Genomic DNA, 19937 nt, shown 5'->3' with positions numbered 1-19937 from the left:
AGGGGTTCTCCCTTACGTACGTACGTGATGCGAGGCGGGGCCTGCTGTCATGACCGGGCTGGGGTCATGATCCGTCCCTCGGGGCGAGCGCCAGGTAAACGGCGGCGAAATCCGTGACGGCGATCAGCTCCGCGAGGGTCTCGAGCTCGTCGCCGTCCTCCGGCTCCAGCTCGCTGATCGCGATGTCGTGGCCGTGGGCGAGCTCGCGGGCCGCGGGCGCGGCGCTGAGCCCTCCGGCGTCCACCGGGCGGTCGCGGAGCAGGACGACGCGGGCGCGCAGCTGCTGGGCGTCCTCGACGCGGTCGCGGAAGAAGTCGTCGCCGTCGCCGCCGCTCGGGGCGAGGTTGCCGGAGAGCAGGGCGCCGTGCGCGGGCAGCGACTCCGGGAGCTCACCCGCGACCGCGGGGTGCCCGGCGAGCTCGGCGAGCGTGGCGGCGAAACGGCGGCCCACGGGGCCCGCAAGCTGTCCCTCGGTCCAGATCACCGGGAGGGCTTCGGCGAGCTCGGCCGCGAGCGTCTTGGCGGGGTTGCTGTACGTCGCGACGACCGGGCCGCAGCGTTCGGCGACGTGGTCGAGGCGGTCGGCGATCTTCTCCAGGGTCTCGGCCGGTGCGGTGATCAGGCCGGTGCGGTCCAGGAGGATGAGCAGGGGGGTGAGCAGGGCCCAGAGGGTGGCGGGGGCGGACGAGGCGGCCTCGTCGTCCACGCGGCGCGCCTCGTAGCTCCCGGAGGCCCGCTCTCCGTCGTGCGGGGCTTCGTACTCCCCGTACGGAGAGGTGGCCATCGCGACCGTGAGGCCGTGCGAGCCCTCGACGCCCTCGGCGAGCGGGGAGCGGGCGGGGGCGACGGCCACGACCGTGCTGCCGCGGCGGTAGGCCTGCTCGGCGAGGAGTTCGAGGCCGGGTTCCGTGCCGTCCGGGGTGGCGATGAGCAGCAGGTCCAGGGGGCCCGCCCAGCCGGGGAGCGTCCAGCGCAGGGCGCCTGCCGCGGGGGCCACGCCCGTGGGGGCGAGGCGGATCACGGGGCAGCCCGTTCCGGCGAGGGTGCCGAGCAGGTCGGCCACGCAGGTGGCGGCGGTGCCGGGGCCCGCGATCAGGATGGCGCGGGGGCGGCCGTCCGGCTTGAGCTGCGTGAGCCCGGCCTCCGTCGCGTGCCGCACCGCTGTACGGACGCGGGCGCCGGCCTCTGCTGCGCCGCGGAGGAGGCCGCGGCGGTCGGCCACGGCGAGGGCCTCGGGGGCGTCCAGGAGGGATTCGTCGAGCATGGGATGGGGCCTCCGATTCGCCGGGCGACCTGTGCGGGGCGCGGGCTCATGCGCCGCGGGTCGCGCTTCTTGTCGTTGCGCGGGGCCTTGCGGGGCCTTTGCTGGGCCTTACGGACCCTGCGGCGCCCTGCGCAGGCTTGCGCCGGGCCGGGCGCGAGGGCCTGGCGCCGGCCTTGCGAGGCCCTTACGCGGGGCGGCGGGCCTCGTCGACGAGGAGGACGGGGATGCCGTCGCGGACGGGGTAGGCGAGGCCGCAGTCCTTGCCGTCTGCCGTGCAGACCAGCTCCGTGTCCGCCTCCTTGAGGGGGGCGTGGCAGGCCGGGCAGGCGAGGATCTCCAGGAGGCCGGCTTCGAGCGGCATGGGGTGGGTCCCTTCGAGCGGGTGGGGTGCGGAATGTCGCCTGGTCAGCCTACCGCTGGCCCCGGGGCCTTGGGTGTGTGTACTGGCTGGGGCTTCGCCCCAGGTCCCCTGGGTGGGGCCTGGGGTCGTTCTTCGGCTGTGGCCCGGTCGGCGACCGCTGGCCCCGGGGCCTTGGACGCGCGTACAGGCCGGGGCTTCGCCCCGGGCCCCCTGGGCGGGACCTCACGGTCGTTCTTTGTCCGCGGCCCGGTGGGCGTTTGTGCCCACCCGTTCCGCCGTGCGGAACGCCTGCCCACAAACGCGGGCGGTGGGCTTCTTCAATCAGCCCCTGATGATGGCCAGGGCTTCGTCACGGGCCCTTGTCATGGTGGCCTCGTCCCGCGCCTCGACGTTCAGCCGCAGCAGCGGCTCCGTGTTCGAGGCCCGGACGTTGAACCACCAGTCCGCCGCCGTCACCGTCAGACCGTCCAGGGTGTCGATCGTGACCCCCTCTGCGGCCTCGTACTTCGCCTTGATCGCCGCCAGGCGAGCCGTCTGGTCATCCACCGTGGAGTTGATCTCCCCGGAGGCCGCATAGCGGTCGTACTGCGCGACGAGCTCCGACAGCGGCCCCTCCTGACCCCCCAGCGCCGCCAGGACATGGAGCGCGGCCAGCATGCCCGTGTCCGCATTCCAGAAATCACGGAAGTAGTAGTGCGCCGAGTGCTCACCACCGAAGATCGCACCCGTCTTGGCCATCTCCTCCTTGATGAAGGAATGCCCCACCCGGGTGCGGACCGGCGTGCCGCCGTTCTCCCGCACCACCTCGGGCACCGACCACGACGTGATCAGATTGTGGATGACCGTGCCCTTGCCGCCGTTGCGCGCCAGCTCACGCGACGCCACCAGAGCAGTGATCGCCGAAGGGGAGACCGGATCACCGCTCTGATCGACGACGAAACAGCGGTCCGCGTCACCATCGAAAGCGATACCCAGGTCCGCGCCCTCCTCCCGCACCCGCTTCTGCAAGTCCACGATGTTGGCCGGGTCCAGGGGGTTGGCCTCATGGTTGGGGAACGTGCCATCCAGCTCGAAGAACATCGGCACCAGCGTGAGCGGCAACCCCTCAAAGACCGTCGGCACCGTGTGCCCGCCCATGCCGTTGCCCGCATCCACCACGACCTTCAGAGGGCGGATGGACGTCAAGTCCACCAGACCCCGCAGATGCGCCGCGTAGTCCTTGAGGGTGTCCCGCCCGGTCAGCGTGCCGGGCGTGGCCGCCGCCTCCGGGGCACCCGCCTGCGACCAGCCCTCCACCAGAGCCCGGATCTCCGCCAGACCGGTGTCCTGACCCACCGGAGCCGCACCCGCACGGCACATCTTGATGCCGTTGTACTGCGCGGGATTGTGCGAGGCCGTGAACATCGCACCCGGCAGATCCAGCGCACCCGACGCGTAATACAACTGGTCCGTCGAACACAGGCCGATCTCCGTCACATCCACACCCAGCGCCGCCGCCCCACGCGCGAAAGCCCGCGAGAGACCCGGCGACGACGGCCGCATGTCATGCCCCGTCACGATCGCGTCCGCACCCGTCACCCGCGCGAAGGCCGCACCGAACAACTCGGCCAGCGACTCGTCCCACTGATCCGGGACCACCCCGCGCACGTCGTACGCCTTCACGATCTGGGACAGATCAGCAGTCACGGCCAACCCTCTCTGCAGGTTCTGCGAGTTCAGCGGATTTCGGTGAGCACCAGTCAAGTGCTCGTCGGTCACCCCAAACTACCCGCAACAACTGACAACCAGCTGTGAGCGCCGCCAAGCTCCGTCATGCTCCCCCCACGGCAAGCATCCAGCCGGTCACGGCAGCATCCAGCCGAGTACGACCGTGCTCTGTCCCACCACGATCAGACACATCACCAGCAACAGGCCGAGACTCCAGGGCAGCACCTTGCGGAGCAGATCGCCCTCCTTGCCCGCGAGGCCGACCGCCGCGCACGCGATCGTCAGGTTCTGCGGGGAGATCATCTTGCCGAGCACACCGCCCGAACTGTTGGCGGCCGCGAGCAGTTCGGGCGAGAGCCCCGACTGCTGAGCCGCCGTCACCTGGAGCGCGCCGAAGAGCGCGTTGGCCGAGGTGTCGGAGCCGGAGACCGCGACGCCGAACCAGCCGAGCACCGGCGAGAGGAAGGCGAGCCCCGCGCCCGCCGCCGCCACGAAGTGGCCGATGGTGGCGGCCTGCCCGGACAGGTTCATCACGTACGCGAGCGCGAGCACGGAGGTCACGGTCAGGATCGCGAACCGCAGTTCGTGCACGGTCGCGAGCCATTCCTTCACCGCCACGCGCGCGTGCACCCCGATGACGGCCGCCGTGCCCACACCGGCGAGCAGCACGAGCGTCCCGCCCGTCGCCACGAGCGGCAGCGAGAAGACATTGCCGCCGACCGGGTCCCCGTCGGGACCGGCGACGTTCAGGAAGGGCCAGTCGAAGGTCTGCGTCGCCTTGGCCAGGAGGTCCTTCACCGGCGGGATCTGGGCGACCGAGAAGATGGCGACGATGAGCGCGTACGGGGCGTAGGCGCGCAGGATCTCGGGGCGCGGGTCGTCGTGGTCCAGGTCCTCGCTGCGTACGCCGGTGAGGACCGCGACGCGTACGGGCTCAGCGGCGGGTTTGCGCGCGCTGGGCACCGCCACCAGTGCGCCCGCGCCCGCCAGCGCCGCCCCGATGTCGGCCAGCTGGGCGGAGACGTAGTTGGACGCGGCGAACTGCGCGGCGGCGAAGGCGAATCCGCACACCAGGGCGGGCACCCAGGTCTCGCGCAGGCCGCGCCGCCCGTCCACCAGGAACACCAGGAGCAGCGGCACGACCAGGGCTAGCAGCGGCGTCTGGCGGCCGACGACCGAGGCGACGGTGTCCAGCGGGAGCCCGGTGACCTGCGCGAGCGTCACCACGGGGGTGCCCATGGCGCCGAAGGCGACGGGCGCGGTGTTGGCCACGAGGGCGACGACCGCGGCCTTCACGGGGTCGAAGCCGAGCGCCACCAGCATCACGGCGGAGATCGCGACGGGCGCCCCGAAGCCGGCGAGCGCCTCCAGGAGCGCCCCGAAGCAGAAGGCCACGACGAGCGCCTGGATGCGCGGATCGTCCGAGAGCCGCCCGAAGGAGCGGCGCAGGATGTCGAAGTGCCGGGTGCGGACGGTCATCCGGTACACCCACAGGGCGTTGACGACGATCCACAGGATGGGGAAGAGCCCGAAGAGTGCGCCTTGTGCGGCACCGGAGGCTGTCTGACCGATCGGCATCCCGTACGCGCCCCAGGCGACCAGGGCGGCGACGCCGAGTCCGATGAGGCCCGCGTGGTGCGCCTTCATGCGGACCACGCCGAGCAGGACGAGGACGGTGAGGAGGGGCAGGGTCGCGATGAGGGCGGACAGGCCGAGCGAATCGGCCACGGGCTCCAGCTGCTGCACGTACACGGACGGCTCCCCGGTTTCCGTGATGCGGAAAGTGATCTCTCACGAGTGGGGGAATGGTCGTGTCGACGACATGGGCACGTCAATGGGTCGTGCGCGAGAAGTCGTTAAGAAGTCAACGACAGGGGTCTACGTAAGCGACAGGGGCCCTACGGAGAGGCAGGGATCAGGATCAGGAATCCGGTGAGCGCAACACCCGCAGATGACCGCGGCGCGCGACCTCCATCGGGTCCGCCCTGCGCGCACCGCCGCCCGCCTCCGCCGCGCGCTCCTGCGGGCGGGCCGCCTCGCGCACCGCGTTGGCGAGCGCTTCGAGGTCGTCGCCGCTGGGGCGGGCGGGACCGGAGGCGTCGGCGAGGCGGACGACCTCCCAGCCACGGGGCGCGGTGAGGCGCTCGGAGTGCTCGGCGCACAGGTCGTAACAGTGGGGTTCGGCGTAGGTGGCGAGGGGGCCGAGGACCGCGGTCGAGTCGGCGTAGACGTACGTCAGCGTCGCGACGGCGGGACGGCCGCAAGCGGTGCGCGAACAGCGACGTACAGGGCTCACGATGTTGGACGGTACCGCACTCTTGAGCGGGCCGCGACGACTCCCCGGGAGGTCACCCCACCGTGTCGTGCTGTGATCCCCGCCACGGCCCGTTCGCGCGACGCCTCGCTGACCTGCGGTGACACAAGGGGCCTGGGTGACCAGTGGTGTTGAATCCGGTCACCACTTGGCGCAAATCCCGTCATTCATCGCGAGATCGACGGTCCTGGAGAGATCCGAAATCGGGCCCGAGCCTGGCCGGAATGGTCATCGGGCGACATGCCGCGCGCCACGCGGAATCCGCACGGAAGCCGTACGGAAGGCAGGCCGAAGCTGTGCGGAAACGCCGATCTCGAGGACTACTCTTCGTCAGTGATGGACGACCCCGTACAGCCCCGCACCGCAGACCCGAGGCCCCGCCGCCGCGACCGCCACGGCCGGGGCATGCGCGGCCCCGTGGCACCGCCCCAGGTGCCGCTGTCCGCCAGCCGCGCCGAGGTCTTCACCGACCTGGTGCAGGACTCCGTGGAGCGGATCGAGCGGCGGTGGCCGCAGCTGAGCGAGATCGAGTTCCTGGTGCTCGAGGTTCCCGCGCTCGGGCGGGGCGGAGGTTCGGGCGAGGACGACTGGAGCGATGACGTCGTGCCACTGGGGGGCACGATCGAGGCCTCCGACGGGCGGCCCGCCCGGGTGGTCATCTACCGGCGCCCGGTGGAGATCCGGACCAAGGGGCGCGACGAGCGGGCCGCGCTCGTCCACGAAGTGGTGGTCGAGCAGGTCGCCGAGCTCCTCGGCCTCTCGCCCGAGTCGGTGGACCCGCGGTACGGGGAAGACTGACCCTCCCTGGGAGGACTGCCCCCTCCCCGGGAAGACCGGGATTCCCGTCCTCTCCCGGGAAGACCGGGACTCCCCCGCCTCTCCCGGGAAGACCGTCTCTCCCCCGCCCGGCCTACTTCTGCAGCACCTTCAGATCCTGTTCCGCCTTCGGCACCGAAACGGTGCCCCTGTCGTCCGGCAGGGTCTGGACGGTGAACATCGGGACGCCGTCCTCCGGCTCCTCCAGCATGCGCGAGGCGTAGACCTCGGCCCCCGACACCGGCTCCACCGTGAGTGCGTACGTGCCCTTGAGGCCGCTCGGGACGGGAGGCTTGACCCCCAGCGTCGTGCCGCCCTTGACCGTGTACGTCTTGCTCGTCGACGAGCCGCCCTCGCTGCCCTCCGACGCCGTGACCTTGACCTTGCCGGTCTTGCCGGGGGCGACGAGCGACAGCGTGGAGCCCTTGGCGCGGTTGTCGGCCGCCGTCGCGCGCGTGCCGATCGTGTTCGTGGCGGGGATGAACGCCGTCTCCTGGTCGGCGCCCTTGCCACGGGTGACGCGCAGGGCGGCCACCACCGGTGCGGCGTCCTCGGTCGGCGTCAGGATCAGTGATCCCGGCTCGCCCTTTGTGACGTCGCCGAGGTCGACGGCGGTCGTCATGCCGGACTTCACGTGCAGGTTCGCGTGTCCGGCCGGGCTGATCGAGCCGGTGGGCGACGCCAGTTGGACCTTCAGGTCGGCGTCGTCGGCGCCGGGCGCGAAGGCCACCAGACGTACCGACGTGGCGTCCTTGGGGATGCCGGGCAGGACCAGGCGGCTCGCGGGGTCGGCGGACGCGGGCAGCCAGTCGCCGCCGAGCTTGTCATCCGACGACTGCACGGCTGCGGCGACCCGGCCGCTGCGCGCGGTCACGTGCATCGTGAGGTTGGTCTGCTCCTTGGGCGAGAGGGTGGACAGCAGGACCGGGACGCTGGAGTGCGGCTGGACCTGGATCGCCTCCCCCACCTCGGTCTTGAGGGCGCCGTCCTTGCCGTACAGCTCGACGTCGACGACGGCCGCCGAGTCGTCCGGGTTGGTCAGGTGGACGTAGTCGCTGCGGTCCTTGTCGGTGCTCGCGCCCGGGAACCAGAAGTCCGTGTCGGGTGCCGTGCAGTTGGCGCCCTGGAGGCCGCGTCCGCTGCCCACCGAGTACTTGGTGGTCTGCTGGACGGTCCAGCCGGGGGCCAGCCGGCCGTCGGCGGTGCCGAGGAGCGCGGGCGACTCCCCGCCGGACTCCTCGCCGGTGACGGGCTTGCCCGGTGCCTTCGGGGTCAGGAAGGGCTTGACGGCCTTCTTCTTGTCCTTGCCGCCGTGCTTCGGAGCGTCCGTCAACTCCTGCGTGGCAGGCAGCAGCTCGGCCTTGCCCGCGTCGCCGGAGTCCGTGCCCTTGGGCGTGAACGCCGTGTACGAGGTCTCGGCGAGGTCGGACGAACTGGGCACCGGGCAGAGCAGGCTGGTGCGCTCGACGGGCAGCCGCGCGGCCGCCTTCGCGCCGTCGTCGCCGCTGCCGTCGGGCGCGTTGGCCGCGGCGAATCCGGTGACGGCGGCGAGCGCGGCCGCGACGGCGATCAGGGACTGGGTCGTGCGGTTCACTGCTGGCTCCCGTCGGGGCGCTCACTGTCGGTGCCGTGCGGCGGCTGCGGGGGCTGTGGCGGCATCGGGGGCTGCTGCCCGTACGTGGCGTCGAACGACTGCCCGTACTGCTCACCGCCCTGCTGCGCGCCTCCGTAGGCGTACGGGTCGTACTGGCCGCCCTGGTAGGGGTCCTGGTACGCGGCCTGGTCGTAGCCACCCGCCGGGTACTGCGCGTCCTGGTACTGCTGCTCGCCTTGGTACGTGCCGTACTCGGCGCCCGCGTGGGCGGGGGCCTCCCACTCGTCGTACGACTGCTGCTGGGGCACGGCGGCGAAGGCCTCCTCCTCCGGAGGAGGGGGCACCGCACCGGCGGTGTCGTCCTGCCCGGCGGCCGCCTGCGCGGCCTCCTGCTCGGCCTGTGCGGCCCGCAGCCTGCGCGCCCTGCGCCCCTCGCCCTCGACCGGCTGGGCCGGGATGACGGGCTCGTCCGGCAGGTCGTCGTCCACGTCGCGGCGCCGTCCCGGAAGGGCGAGGACCACCAGGACCACGGCCAGCGCGCCCTGTGCCCACAGCCATCCCGTGTGGCTCGCGGGCGATTCGTAGGCGACGTCCAGGCGGCCGCCCGTGGCGGGCAGGTCGAAGCCCTGCGCCCAGCCGTCCAGCGTGGTCCTGGTCAGCGGGGTGCCGTCCAGGGTGGCCGTCCAGCCGTCGTCGGCCGCGTCGGCGAGCCGCAGGGTGCGGCCCTCGTCGCCGGCCGGGATGTTCGTGTGCAGCTCGACGGGGCCCGCGGCGACCGGCAGGGGGTCGCCGGACTCGGGCACGATCGCGGCGCGCGAGACCTGGCGGTCCACGCGCCACAGGGCGCTGCCGTCCTCCTGGCTGAGCCGGGTGAGGCCGGGCGTGGAGTCCAGGGTGCGGCTCATCTGGCGGGGTGCGCCGTCGCGTACGAGGACGTAGCGAACGGCGAAGCCGCCGAGCTGGTCGGCCTGGTCGGCGCCGGAGCCCGCGAGGAGCCTGGCGACGATCTTGTCGAGGTGCTGGTTCGAGCCGCCCGCGTCGGCGAGCTCGGCGTCACCGAGCCGGGCACCCGATCCGCGCACGAGGGTGTACGCGACCTGGGCGGCCGAGTCGCTGTCCAGGACGAGCGTGCGGGCCTGGTCCTGCGTGCCGCTCTCCTCGGCGACGAACGCGGGCACCTGCACCGGGTCGCGCCGCTCCAGGGGGCCGTCGGCGCCGCGGATCATCCACCCCGCGGCGACGAGCAGCGGTCCGGCGGCGGCCGCGAAGGCGATGAGGACGGCCACCGGCTGACGCCACCCGAAGCTCTGCTCGGCGACACGCGTGCGTGCGCCGTCGGCACCGAGCGCGGCGGCCGCCAGGAGCGCGATCCCGTACCCGAGGGTCGCGGGGCCTGCCCACGCCGAGCCGTTCGAGAGCGCCGCGAAGACGAGCGAGACCAGTGCGACGACCCAGGCGGTGCGGACGGCGAGCTGCCGCTCGGTGCGAAGGAGCGCGGCCAGGGCGGCGAGCACGATGCCGATGAGCAGCAGCCCGTCCACCGTCCCGGGACCGCCGGGGCTGCCCCCGAGCAGGTCGAGGCCGGTCGCGGAGCCGGCGGCGAACTCCAGGCCCGCCTCTCCGAAGAAGCCGAAGGGCAGCAGCGAGAGCGACCAGGGCGCGAGCATCAGGAGCGGGGTGCCGAGCGCGGCGAGGAAGCGCAGGCCGTACGCCGTGATGTCGCCCCTGCGCACCACGAGGAGCGCGAGGCCGAGCACCAGGGCGATCGGCCACATGATCGGCGTGAAGGCGGTGGTGAGCGTCAGGAGCAGGGCGAACGCCCAGGAGGCGCGCCAGCTCCCGCGCGAGCCCTCCGAAGAGGTCAGCCCGCTCGCTGCGATGCCCGCGCGCGCCATCAGCGGCAGCAGGACCGCCAGGACGGCGGTGCCGATGCGCCCGCCCGCGAGCGCGCCCGTGGCGGCCGGCAGGAAGGCGTACGCGACCGAGGCCCAGGCGCGCAGCAGGCGCGACTCGACCAGCGGCCTCGATGCGAAGTAGGCGGCGAATCCCGCGAGCGGCACCGAGCCGACGAGGAGCACCGTGACAGCGAGCCCGGTGGACCCGAACAGCAGGGAGCTGAGCCCCGCGACGAGCGCGAGGTAGGGCGGCGCCGACTGCGTGCCGCCGGTCCCCACGGGGTGCCAGGCGTCCAGATAGCGCGACCAGAGGGCGGAGGAGTCGCCGGGTGCGGGAAGCAGCGCGCCGCCCGCGAGGGCACCGCCGCCGAGGAGTTCGCGGCAGGCGATGAGCGAGACGAACAGGAGCACCACGAAGAGCATCGGCCCCGGCTTGCGGGCCATGCGCTTCAGCCGTGCGAACTGCTCGACCTGAAGGAAGTCGGCGTCGTCACCGCCCGGTCCGGACTCGACGCCGCCGTGCCGTCCCGCGCCGGTGACGGCCTCGGGGTCGGAGCGGCCGACGACACTGCCCGCGACCTGTTCGACGGTGGCGCGCACGGTGGCGCCCGGCGGCGGGAACAGCGGCCGCATCTCGGCCGGTTCGAGCGCCGACTTGCCGCGCTGCTTGCGGGCGCTCGCGATCCGTCCGGGCCGCAGCAGCGTCCCCAGGAGACCGGCGACCTCGTCGACGGCCTGGCCGGGAACCTTGCCGACCAGATACGCGACGGTACGCAGCAGGGTGCCCACCACGAGCCGCAGGAGCACCCAGGGCAGCACGGCCGTACGGGCGTTGACGAGCAGGGTGTAGGCGGCGCCCGCCTTGTCCACGCGGTGCGGCGACGTCGACGTACGCCCGACGCAGTCGACGGTGCGGCGCTCGCGCGAGGAGGCCTCGGCGTGCCGCACGACGGCTTCGGGGGCGATGAGGACGCGGTGGCCCGCGTTCTGCGCGCGCCAGCACAGGTCGACGTCGTCCCGCATGAGCGGCAGGCGCCGGTCGAACCCGCCCAGTTCGGCGAAGACGTCACGGCGGATCAGCATGCCCGCGGTGGAGACCGAGAGGACGGGCCGTACGTGGTCGTGCTGGCCCTGGTCCTGTTCGCGGCGGTCGATGCCGGTCCAGCGGCGGCCGCTGTTGGCGATGGAGACGCCGACCTCGAGGAGCTGGCGGCGGTCGTACCAACCGCGCAGCTTGGGGCCGACGATCGCGACGTCCTTGCCGACCTCGCGTTCGTTCTCCACGACGCGCAGCAGTTCGGCGAGGGCGCCCGGCTCGGGCGCGCAGTCGTCGTGCAGCAGCCAGAGCCACTGCTCGGGCTCGCCGTGCGGCAGTTCGGGGAGGTCGTAGGCGTCGTCGCGCCAGGACCGGCTGACCGGGTCCCAGCCGCTGGGGCGCTTCAGATAGGGCAGCTCTTCCGGGGTCAGCACGCCGGCGGTGCGGTTCGCCTCGTCGACGGCGGTGCCGAAGCCGGAGCGCCGGGCCAGGTGCAGGACGCGGTCGGGGCCGAGTGCCTCGGTGACCAGGCGGGCGGAGTCGTCCGCGCTGCCGGTGTCCGCGGCCACGGCGTTCTGCACCGGGCGCTCCTGGCCGAGCAGGCCGGCCAGGGCGTCGGGCAGCCAGCGGGCGCCGTCGTGGGAGACGATCACGGCGGTGACGACGTGCCGCGGGAACTCAGGGGCGGCAGCGTCGTGGTGAGCGGCTGCCGAATGGCTGTGCACGGACATCGAGGTACGGGCCCCGGTTCGATGGACTGCGGTGGACGCCTGCGCTTCATGGGGGCGCCGGGGCGTCTCGGACGGGGCCCCACACTAACGGCTGGCATCACAACAGCCCGCCGCCTGTGGATAACCCACGGGCGACGGGCCGTTCCTTACGTAGGGGTGTGTGCCGTTTGGTCGGGCGGATGGTCGGGCGGAACCAGCTGGTGTTCAGACGGCGGCCTTCTTCAGACGGCGGCGTTCACGCTCCGAAAGGCCGCCCCAGATACCGAACCGCTCGTCGTTCGCCAGTGCGTACTCAAGGCATTCCGAGCGAACCTCACAGGCGAGGCAGACCTTCTTGGCCTCTCGCGTGGAGCCGCCCTTCTCGGGGAAGAAGGACTCGGGATCGGTCTGGGCGCACAGCGCGCGCTCCTGCCAGCCGAGTTCCTCGTCCGCGTCCTCGACCAGCAGTTCCTGAACCAGCTCGGTCATGTGCGCCCCTCGTCTGTCTGTGCGTCCCCGTGGTGCTTGCCGTTACCGATTTCGGCTGAACGACACGAGTGAAATTACAAGTGTGCCGATCCGGGCCAGTCAAGCCGAGATCTGCTATTGGGTCCCTTATTCACCCTGCGGAACCAAGGTAATGCGGAAAGTGTTCAAATCGGCATAAACCCTGACACTTGCCAGCGGCCCATCCCGAGGTACCCCGTGGCGCCCTCATCAGGGAAGGACGTCACGGAGATCGATCCCGTTGCGGCCGGTCCACCGAAGCGAAGGGGATCACATTCGGGTCACGGGTTCACGCCGGGGTTTACGCGCCGGTTGAAGCGCGATGTGTCCCGTGTGCTCACTGCACAAACCTTTCCCCTGACAGAACAACCGGATGAGGTGAAACATATCCCACATACCGGACATAGAGTTGACAGGGAAGGTGTGAGCCGCTGTCCTAGTGGGCATGCTCGCAAACTTGGCACTCTCGACGACCCGCACCAGCGGGCTCCTCGGTGCTGTCCACGCGCGCTGTCGCTGTTCCTGTTCCAGCTGTTGAGGCATACCGCTTCCAGCTGTTGAGCCCGCTCCGGCGCCGTATCGCCGCCCGAGCCGCTTTCCCTTCTCCGGCCTCGCAGCCCCCTTCTGTTCCCTCGCATTTGCTCCCTAGCGACTCCTGACACTCACGTTGAGGAACCACCGCACCATGAACAGCGACAGCGACCTCCAGATCGCCGGCGACATCCTCGAAGTCACCCACCTCCTGCAGCCCGCCCGCGAGCACCCGGCCACCGTGGCCGAGTTCGTCGGCCTGGCCCGCACCATCGCGGCCGACCGCGCGCAGTGGTCCCACCTCGTCGAGTACGACGCGACGAGCCGCTGGTACCACCGCCTGCGCACCGGACCGGGATACGAGGTCTGGCTGCTCTCCTGGGTGCCGGGACAGGGCAGCGGTTCGCACGACCACGGCCGCTCGTCCGGCGTACTGACGGTCCTGGAGGGCGAACTGACGGAGCGTACGGAGCGCGGTCAGCGCGCGCTCGGCGCCGGGGCGCAGCGCGTGTTCGCGCCCGGGTACGTCCACGACGTGGTCAACGACTCCCTGGAACCGGCCGTCAGCCTGCACATCTACTACCCCGGCCTGACCGACATGCCGATGCACGCGGCGCAGTGCGGCGTGCGGGCCACCGCTCCGGCGGCCGGAGATGTCGTAACCGCCTGACGCGCTGTCGTACCTGCCTGACATGCTTGGGCTCATGCGCATTGTGGTCCTGGCCGGCGGTATCGGCGGCGCCCGTTTCCTCCGCGGGCTCAAGAAAGCCGCGCCTGACGCGGACATCACGGTCATCGGCAACACCGGTGACGACATTCACCTGTTCGGCCTGAAGGTCTGCCCCGACCTCGACACCGTGATGTACACCCTCGGCGGCGGCATCAACGAAGAGCAGGGCTGGGGACGTACGGACGAGACGTTCAAGGTCAAGGAAGAACTCGCGGCGTACGGAGTCGGTCCCGAGTGGTTCGGGCTCGGCGACAGGGACTTCGCGACGCACATCGTGCGGACGCAGATGCTGGCCGCCGGATTCCCGCTCAGCGCGGTGACGGAAGCGCTCTGCGAGCGCTGGCAGCCGGGCGTGCGGCTCATCCCGATGTCGGACGACCGCGTCGAGACGCATGTCGCCGTCACGGTCGACGGCGAGCAGAAGGCCGTGCACTTCCAGGAGTACTGGGTGCGGCTTCGGGCCTCCGTGGACGCGCACGCCATCGTGCCCGTCGGCGCCGACCAGGCCAAGCCCGCGCCGGGCGTCCTGGAGGCGATCGCCGAAGCGGACGTCGTGCTCTTCCCGCCGTCCAACCCCGTGGTGAGCGTCGGGACGATCCTCGCCGTGCCGGGCATCCGCGAGGCCATCGCCGACGCGGGCGTGCCCGTCGTCGGGCTCTCCCCCATCGTCGGGGACGCTCCCGTGCGAGGCATGGCCGACAAGGTGCTCGCCGCGGTGGGCGTGGAGACGACGGCCGCCGCGGTCGCCGAGCACTACGGAAGCGGGATGCTCGACGGCTGGCTCGTCGACACCGTGGACGCGGGGGTCGTGGAGCGGGTCGAGTCGGCCGGGATCCGGTGCCGGGCGATTCCGCTGATGATGAGCGACATCGACGCGACCGCCGAGATGGCGCGTGCGGCGCTCGCCCTCGCGGAGGAGGTGCGGGCGTGACCTCTTCCGGGACGGCGACTTCCGGGGCCGGGACGTCTGGGGCCGGGGCTTCGCCTTCGTACCGCGTGTGGGCCGTTCCCGGGCTGCCCGAGGTGCGGCAGGGGGACGACATCGCCAAGCTGATCGCCGCCACGGAACCGGGGCTCGCCGACGGTGACGTCCTGCTCGTCACCTCGAAGATCGTCAGCAAGGCCGAGGGGCGGATCGTCGGGGCGAGCGACCGCGAGGCGGCCATCGACGCCGAGACCGTGCGGGTCGTGGCGCGGCGCGGGACCCTGCGCATCGTCGAGAACCGGCAGGGCCTCGTGATGGCCGCCGCCGGTGTCGATGCCTCCAACACTCCTGCCGGGACCGTCCTGTTGCTGCCCGAGGACGCCGACGCCTCGGCGCGTGCGGTGCGGGACGGACTGCGGGACGCGCTGGGTGTGGACGTGGGGGTCGTGGTCACGGACACCTTCGGACGGCCCTGGCGCAACGGCCTGACGGACGTCGCCATCGGGGCGGCGGGCGTGCGCGTGCTCGACGATCTGCGGGGCGGGACCGACGCGTACGGCAATCCGCTGAGCGCGACGGTCGTGGCCACGGCGGACGAGCTGGCCGCCGCGGGTGATCTCGTCAAGGGGAAGGCCGGGGGGCTGCCGGTCGCGGTGGTCCGCGGGCTGCCGCACGTCGTCGGGGAGTCCGGTGAGGCCGGGGAGACCGACGAGGGGGCCCGGGTCATGGTGCGGAGCTCCCGTGACGACATGTTCCGGCTCGGCACGTCCGAAGCCGTCCGGGAGGCCGTGACGCAGCGGCGGACCGTGCGCGAGTTCACGGACGAGCCGGTGGACCCCGGGGCCGTGCGGCGGGCCGTGGCGGCGGCGGTGACGGCGCCAGCGCCGCATCACACGACGCCGTGGCGGTTCGTCCTCCTTGAGTCGAAGGAGTCGCGGGTGCGGTTGCTCGACGCGATGCGGGAGGCGTGGGTCGCCGACCTGGAGCGGGACGGGAAGTCCGCCGAGTCCGTCGCGAAGCGGGTGCGGCGGGGGGATGTGCTGCGCAAGGCGCCTTATCTGGTGGTGCCTTGTCTGGTGACGGACGGCTCGCACACGTATGGGGATGCGCGGCGTGACGCCGCCGAGCGGGAGATGTTCGTGGTCGCGGCCGGGGCCGGGGTGCAGAACTTCCTCGTCGCCCTTGCCGGGGAGCGTCTTGGGTCCGCCTGGGTCTCGTCGACGATGTTCTGCCGGGATGTCGTACGGGACGTGCTCGGGCTTCCGGGGTCGTGGGATCCGATGGGGGCGGTGGCTGTGGGGCATGCGGCGGCTGAGCCCGTCGCTCGGGCCGAGCGGGATGCGGAGGACTTCGTCCTGTTGCGGTAACCCGACTCGCCGGGGCGTCGGGCGGGGCGCCGGGCGCTTCTCTTTCGGCTCTCTTTCGGCCGCGGGTCCGTGGGGGCTGGTCGCGCAGTTCCCCGCGCCCCTTACGGGGGCGCCCCGTGCGGGGGCACCCCGTGCCCTGCGGTCCTACAGCGCCCCGATGTCGGTCTTCGGCATTTTCGGCTGTCTGCGGGCCGGGGTGCGGCCGCTCAGGAGGATCAGGCGGGCCGCTCGGTGGCGCTGGCCCGCGTAGGGCTCCAGGAGGCGCAGCATCTCCTCGTCGTCCGCCGTGCGGTCGCCTGCCAGCGCGTAGCCGATGATTCCCGGCAGGTGGAGGTCGCCCACCGTGACCGCGTCCGGGGCGCCGTTGCTGCGCTGGATCGTCTCCGCCGACGTCCAGGGGCCGATGCCCGGGATCAGCTCCAGGCGGGCCTGGGCTTCGGGCGGGGACATCGTCGCCGCCTCCTCCATGCGCGCGGCCACGCGTGCCGCGCGCAGGATCGTCGACGCGCGTTTGTTGTCCACGCCCGCCTTGTGCCACTCCCAGGACGGGATCAGGGTCCAGGTCCTGGGGTCCGGCATGACGTGCAGGCGGAGCTGGGCGGGGGCCTGGCCCGGTGCCGGTTCGCCGTACTTGCGGACCAGGAGGCGCCAGGCGCGGTAGGCCTCGTCCGTCGTGACCTTCTGTTCCAGGATCGACGGGATCAGGGACTCCAGGACCAGGCCCGTGCGGAGCAGGCGGAGGCCGGGGCGGCGGTGCGCTGTTGCTGCGAGCAGGCGGTGGCGGGGGGTGAAGTCCTCCGGGGTGTCCGACTCGCCGAGCAGCTGCGGGAGTTGGTCCAGGAGCCAGGTGGCTCCTGGGCCCCAGGCTTCTGCCTCCACCGTGTCCGCGTGGAGGGCGACCCTGAGCGTGCCGGGGCCCTCCGGGGTGCGGCTGGCCCGCCAGGCCGAGCCGTCGGGGGTCACGCGGAACGTGGGGTCCGCGGGGCCCCTTCGGAGGGGGCCGAGGGTCAGGCCCAGGTTCAGGGGGTGGGGTGGGGTCCACGTGCGGGTGTGAGTGTGGGTGCGCGCCGCTGTGGGTTGGCGGGGCATGCCCTGGGGGATCGCCGTTTCGCCGCCGCGCACTGTGGTGCGGGTGGGGCGGGGGGCGAAACGGGATGACATCTGTACGAGGGTAGGGGCTTTTTTGTCCCCTACCCCGCCCCTTCCCGAAAACCCGCTCCGGCGCGGGGGCCTTGCGTGCCGTCGATCACCGGCTCCGCCGAGTTCGTCCTCAAACGCCGGACGGGCTGAGAACCCAGCCCCCGCCCCAGCCGAAAACCCGCCGCCCCAGAGCCTTGCGCGCCGCCATCACCAGCCCCGCCGAGTCGTCCTCAAACGCCGGACGGGCTGAAAACCCAGCCCCCGCCCCAGCCGGGGACCGCGTAGCCCAGCCGGCGAAAGAGCTACTGGTCCGACGAGAACCGCACCGCCCCCGCCGGCAGCCTCGCCCCGCACCACACCCGTACTCCGTCGCGCAGTTCGTTGTCGGCGCCGATCTCCGCGCCGTCGCCGATCACCGCGCCCGCCAGGACCGTGCGTGCGCCCACCTTCGCGCCCGCGCCGATCAGTGAGTCCGTGATCACCGCGTTCGGTTCGATGACCGCGCCCGCCAGGACCGTGCTGCCGTCCACCCGTGCGCCCTCGCCGATCACCGCGTCGTCGCCGACCACCGTGCCGCCCGTGAGCTTCGCGTCCGGGGCGACCGTGGCGGTCGGCAGGACCAGGCGGTCGCCGCAGCGGCCGGGGATCGCGGGGGACGGGGCGCGGCCGAGGACCAGGTCGGCGGAGCCGCGTACGAAGGCCTGGGGTGTGCCCAGGTCCAGCCAGTACGTCGAGTCGACCATGCCCTGGAGGTGGGCTCCGGATGCCAGGAGGTCGGGGAACGTCTCGCGTTCCACCGAGACCGGGCGGCCTGCCGGGATCGTGTCGATGACCGAGCGCCGGAACACGTACGCGCCCGCGTTGATCTGGTCGGTGACGATCTCCTCGGGGGTCTGCGGCTTCTCCAGGAAGGCCTGCACCCTGCCCGTCGCGTCGGTCGGCACGAGGCCGTACGCGCGGGGGTCGTCGACCTTCGTGAGGTGCAGGGAGACGTCCGCCCCCGACTCCTCGTGCGTGGTGACCAGGGCACGGATGTCCAGGCCCGTGAGGATGTCGCCGTTGAAGATCAGGACCGGGTCGTCGGGGCCCGAGCGCAGGCGCGATGCCACGTTGCGGATCGCGCCGCCCGTGCCGAGGGGCTCGGTCTCCGTGACGTACTCGATGTGGAGGCCGAGCGCCGAGCCGTCGCCGAAGTACGGCTCGAAGACCTCGGCGAGGTACGAGGTCGCCAGGACGATGTGCTCCACGCCTGCCGCGCGGGCCCGCGCCAGCTGGTGGGTGAGGAACGGGACACCCGCCGCCGGAACCATCGGTTTGGGGGTGTGCACCGTGAGCGGACGCAGCCGGGTTCCCTTGCCGCCGACCAGGAGGATCGCTTCTGTCACCTGTCGTCTCTGCTTCCTGCTGGGGCCGGCCGAACTTGAGTCGCGGCCGGCCAGTGTATGCAGATGGCTTTGCAGATCGTGCAGTGCGCTTTGCGGGTCGTGCGGTGTGCCGTGTGGTACGGGTCGTGCGGTGCGGCCCCGCCTCAGAGGCCCGGTGCCGCCCCGTCTCAGAGGCCCGGTGCGGCGCCGCCTCAGCGGCCCCCCTCAGCGGCCCTGGAAGCGGGCCGAGGTGGACCGGGCCTTGCCCAGCTTCTTGTACAGGCGGCTGCCGGGGCATTCCGTGGCGAAACCGTCACGGTGCCCGGAGATCACATGGAGCCGGACGTTCTTGCCCTTCCTGTACAGATTGCCACCCCCGGACTTCAGATATGTCATTCCTCGCGGGTTCGCGCCGTACAGGCCGAGCTTCCAGGCGGTCAGCCGGGCGATGGCGTTCACGGCGGCCGCGGGCGGTTCGGAGTAGCCGAAGCTGCCGAGGACGGCGATGCCCATGCTGTTGGTGTTGAAACCGAGAGTGTGGGCCCCGAGGACGGGCTTGGCCACACCTCCGGCACGTCCTTCGTAGATGTTTCCGCACTTGTCGACCGCGAAGTTGTAGCCGAAGTCACGCCAGCCGCTGCTCTTGACGTGGTAGCGGTAGATGCTGCGCAGCACGGAGCCCGCCTGTGAGCAGCGGTAGTTGTTGCCGGACGCGCTGTGGTGCACGAAGGCGGCCTTCACGGACTTGGTGTACCCGAAGTTCTTCTCGCGGAGCTTCTCGTCCGCGCCCCAGCCCTTGCGCGTGATGATGCGCGGCCGGGGGCCCACGTAGGGCCTCGCCTTCCCCACGGAGTCCTCCGGGCCGCCGCGGGCCGCGATCAGGTCGTCCTGCGTCTCCTTCCTGCTGAGCGCGGGGATGGCGGACGCGCCCATCGGGGCGAGGTCGGCGTTGACCGCGGAGGAGGCCGCGGTCTCGGCGGTCAGGGCCGTGGTGCGGGGGCCTTCGGGCACGGAGCCCTGCGGGGGCGGCTCGGCGCCGGGGTCGACGAGTTCGAGACGCAGGCCCGCCGGAAGGGCCTGCCCCGCGGGAGATCCCGCGCTCGCGCGGTGCTGCGGCGCCTCTCCTCGTACGCGGATCTCGACGCCGTCCGAGTCGCCGACCCACAGCGGCGCCGTGGAGCCGCGGACCTTGCCCGTGGCGCGCTCCGGGTCGTCCGGGTCGGCCGCGTGCTCGTGGTTGTGGGTCTCCACGGGCTGCCAGTCGGACCAGCTGCCGGTGCCGCTGGCCCGCGTGCGGACCTGGACGCTGCCGAGCAGTTCGTCGTCCGGGTCGTCCCAGATGACGCCGACGAGGGAGAAGGGCCGGACATCGCGCTGGAGCAGGCCCTGTTCGCTGGACGCGCCGCCGCCGACGGAGCGGTCGGAGCCGAGTGGGGTGAGCGGGAGTGACTGTGTGCTGCCCGGGACCGATGCCGCGGATCGCCCGGCCGGCGGCTGAGCGTCCGGGGTCGCGGCGCGGGCGCCGGACGACGGCAGGGTGAGGGGAAGGGCCAGGGCGGCCGCGCACGTGACGCCGATCGAGGAAGCTAGAAATCCACGCATACGATTGATAGTTGGCATAGACGGACAATTCTGTCCATTGGGGAATTGACGGACCGTCGGTTCATGTCCGCCGA

At 72.1% G+C, this 19937-nt stretch carries 15 protein-coding genes; 4 read left to right on the top strand and 11 right to left on the bottom strand.

Features of this window, described 5'->3' with window-relative positions; genetic code table 11:
• Positions 1-64: 64 nt before the first annotated feature.
• From AC07AG_RS22460 to AC07AG_RS22440, 5 genes are all read right to left on the bottom strand, one after another.
• Complete coding sequence (locus AC07AG_RS22460) at positions 65-1264, bottom strand: SIS domain-containing protein (RefSeq protein ID WP_478757010.1); 1200 nt, start codon at positions 1262-1264, stop codon at positions 65-67.
• A 184-nt stretch (positions 1265-1448) separates the two neighbouring features.
• Positions 1449-1625, bottom strand: a complete 177-nt coding sequence (locus tag AC07AG_RS22455) for a Trm112 family protein (protein WP_249589554.1) — start codon at positions 1623-1625, stop codon at positions 1449-1451.
• A gap of 321 nt (positions 1626-1946) precedes the next feature.
• Positions 1947-3311, bottom strand: coding sequence for a phosphomannomutase/phosphoglucomutase (locus AC07AG_RS22450; protein WP_478757009.1), 1365 nt, complete (start codon positions 3309-3311; stop codon positions 1947-1949).
• 156 nt (positions 3312-3467) lie between these two features.
• Positions 3468-5084, bottom strand: a complete 1617-nt coding sequence (locus AC07AG_RS22445) for an L-lactate permease (RefSeq protein ID WP_478757007.1) — start codon at positions 5082-5084, stop codon at positions 3468-3470.
• Between the two features lie 169 nt (positions 5085-5253).
• Positions 5254-5628, bottom strand: coding sequence for a DUF3499 domain-containing protein (locus tag AC07AG_RS22440; protein ID WP_030793262.1), 375 nt, complete (start codon positions 5626-5628; stop codon positions 5254-5256).
• A gap of 354 nt (positions 5629-5982) precedes the next feature.
• Between AC07AG_RS22440 and AC07AG_RS22435 the strand changes: the two genes are divergently transcribed.
• Positions 5983-6444 carry a metallopeptidase family protein gene (locus tag AC07AG_RS22435; protein ID WP_249589551.1) on the top strand — a complete coding sequence of 154 codons (462 nt, stop codon included), beginning with the start codon at positions 5983-5985 and terminating at the stop codon, positions 6442-6444.
• Positions 6445-6556: 112 nt separating this feature from the next.
• On the opposite strand, the gene AC07AG_RS22430 is transcribed toward AC07AG_RS22435, so the two are convergent.
• The 3 genes from AC07AG_RS22430 to AC07AG_RS22420 form a co-directional block, all read right to left on the bottom strand.
• Positions 6557-8056: a DUF5719 family protein gene (locus AC07AG_RS22430; protein ID WP_478757005.1), complete on the bottom strand. Its 1500-nt coding sequence runs from the start codon at positions 8054-8056 to the stop codon at positions 6557-6559.
• Positions 8053-11718: a glycosyltransferase gene (locus AC07AG_RS22425; protein ID WP_478757004.1), complete on the bottom strand. Its 3666-nt coding sequence runs from the start codon at positions 11716-11718 to the stop codon at positions 8053-8055. The genes AC07AG_RS22430 and AC07AG_RS22425 overlap by 4 nt, the downstream gene beginning before the upstream one ends.
• A 204-nt stretch (positions 11719-11922) precedes the next feature.
• Entirely contained in the window at positions 11923-12186 is a 264-nt protein-coding gene (locus AC07AG_RS22420) for a WhiB family transcriptional regulator (protein ID WP_016642094.1), read from the bottom strand.
• A gap of 703 nt (positions 12187-12889) precedes the next feature.
• Here AC07AG_RS22420 and AC07AG_RS22415 point away from each other — a divergent pair.
• The 3 genes from AC07AG_RS22415 to AC07AG_RS22405 are packed head-to-tail and all read left to right on the top strand — an operon-like array spanning position 12890 to position 15757.
• A complete protein-coding gene (locus tag AC07AG_RS22415; protein WP_478757002.1) occupies positions 12890-13405 on the top strand; it encodes a cysteine dioxygenase in 516 nt (171 codons plus the stop codon).
• A gap of 34 nt (positions 13406-13439) precedes the next feature.
• Positions 13440-14396, top strand: a complete 957-nt coding sequence (gene cofD, locus AC07AG_RS22410; RefSeq protein WP_478757000.1) for a 2-phospho-L-lactate transferase — start codon at positions 13440-13442, stop codon at positions 14394-14396.
• Positions 14393-15757 carry a coenzyme F420-0:L-glutamate ligase gene (locus AC07AG_RS22405; RefSeq protein ID WP_478756998.1) on the top strand — a complete coding sequence of 455 codons (1365 nt, stop codon included), beginning with the start codon at positions 14393-14395 and terminating at the stop codon, positions 15755-15757. Before cofD ends, AC07AG_RS22405 begins: the two co-directional genes overlap by 4 nt.
• Positions 15758-15901: 144 nt before the next feature.
• Here AC07AG_RS22405 and AC07AG_RS22400 read toward each other — a convergent pair whose 3' ends face one another.
• The 3 genes from AC07AG_RS22400 to AC07AG_RS22390 form a co-directional block, all read right to left on the bottom strand.
• Positions 15902-16918 carry a DNA-3-methyladenine glycosylase family protein gene (locus AC07AG_RS22400; RefSeq protein ID WP_478756996.1) on the bottom strand — a complete coding sequence of 339 codons (1017 nt, stop codon included), beginning with the start codon at positions 16916-16918 and terminating at the stop codon, positions 15902-15904.
• A 281-nt stretch (positions 16919-17199) separates the two neighbouring features.
• Positions 17200-18282: a mannose-1-phosphate guanylyltransferase gene (gene manB, locus AC07AG_RS22395; protein ID WP_478756994.1), complete on the bottom strand. Its 1083-nt coding sequence runs from the start codon at positions 18280-18282 to the stop codon at positions 17200-17202.
• Between the two features lie 204 nt (positions 18283-18486).
• Entirely contained in the window at positions 18487-19863 is a 1377-nt protein-coding gene (locus tag AC07AG_RS22390) for a peptidoglycan recognition protein family protein (RefSeq protein WP_478756992.1), read from the bottom strand.
• Positions 19864-19937 lie beyond the last annotated feature (74 nt).

The organism is Streptomyces sp. NPDC044044 (genome assembly GCF_056434405.1).
The sequence above is the reverse complement of the archived record's forward strand: the minus strand, read 5'-3'. Positions and strand labels throughout refer to the sequence as shown.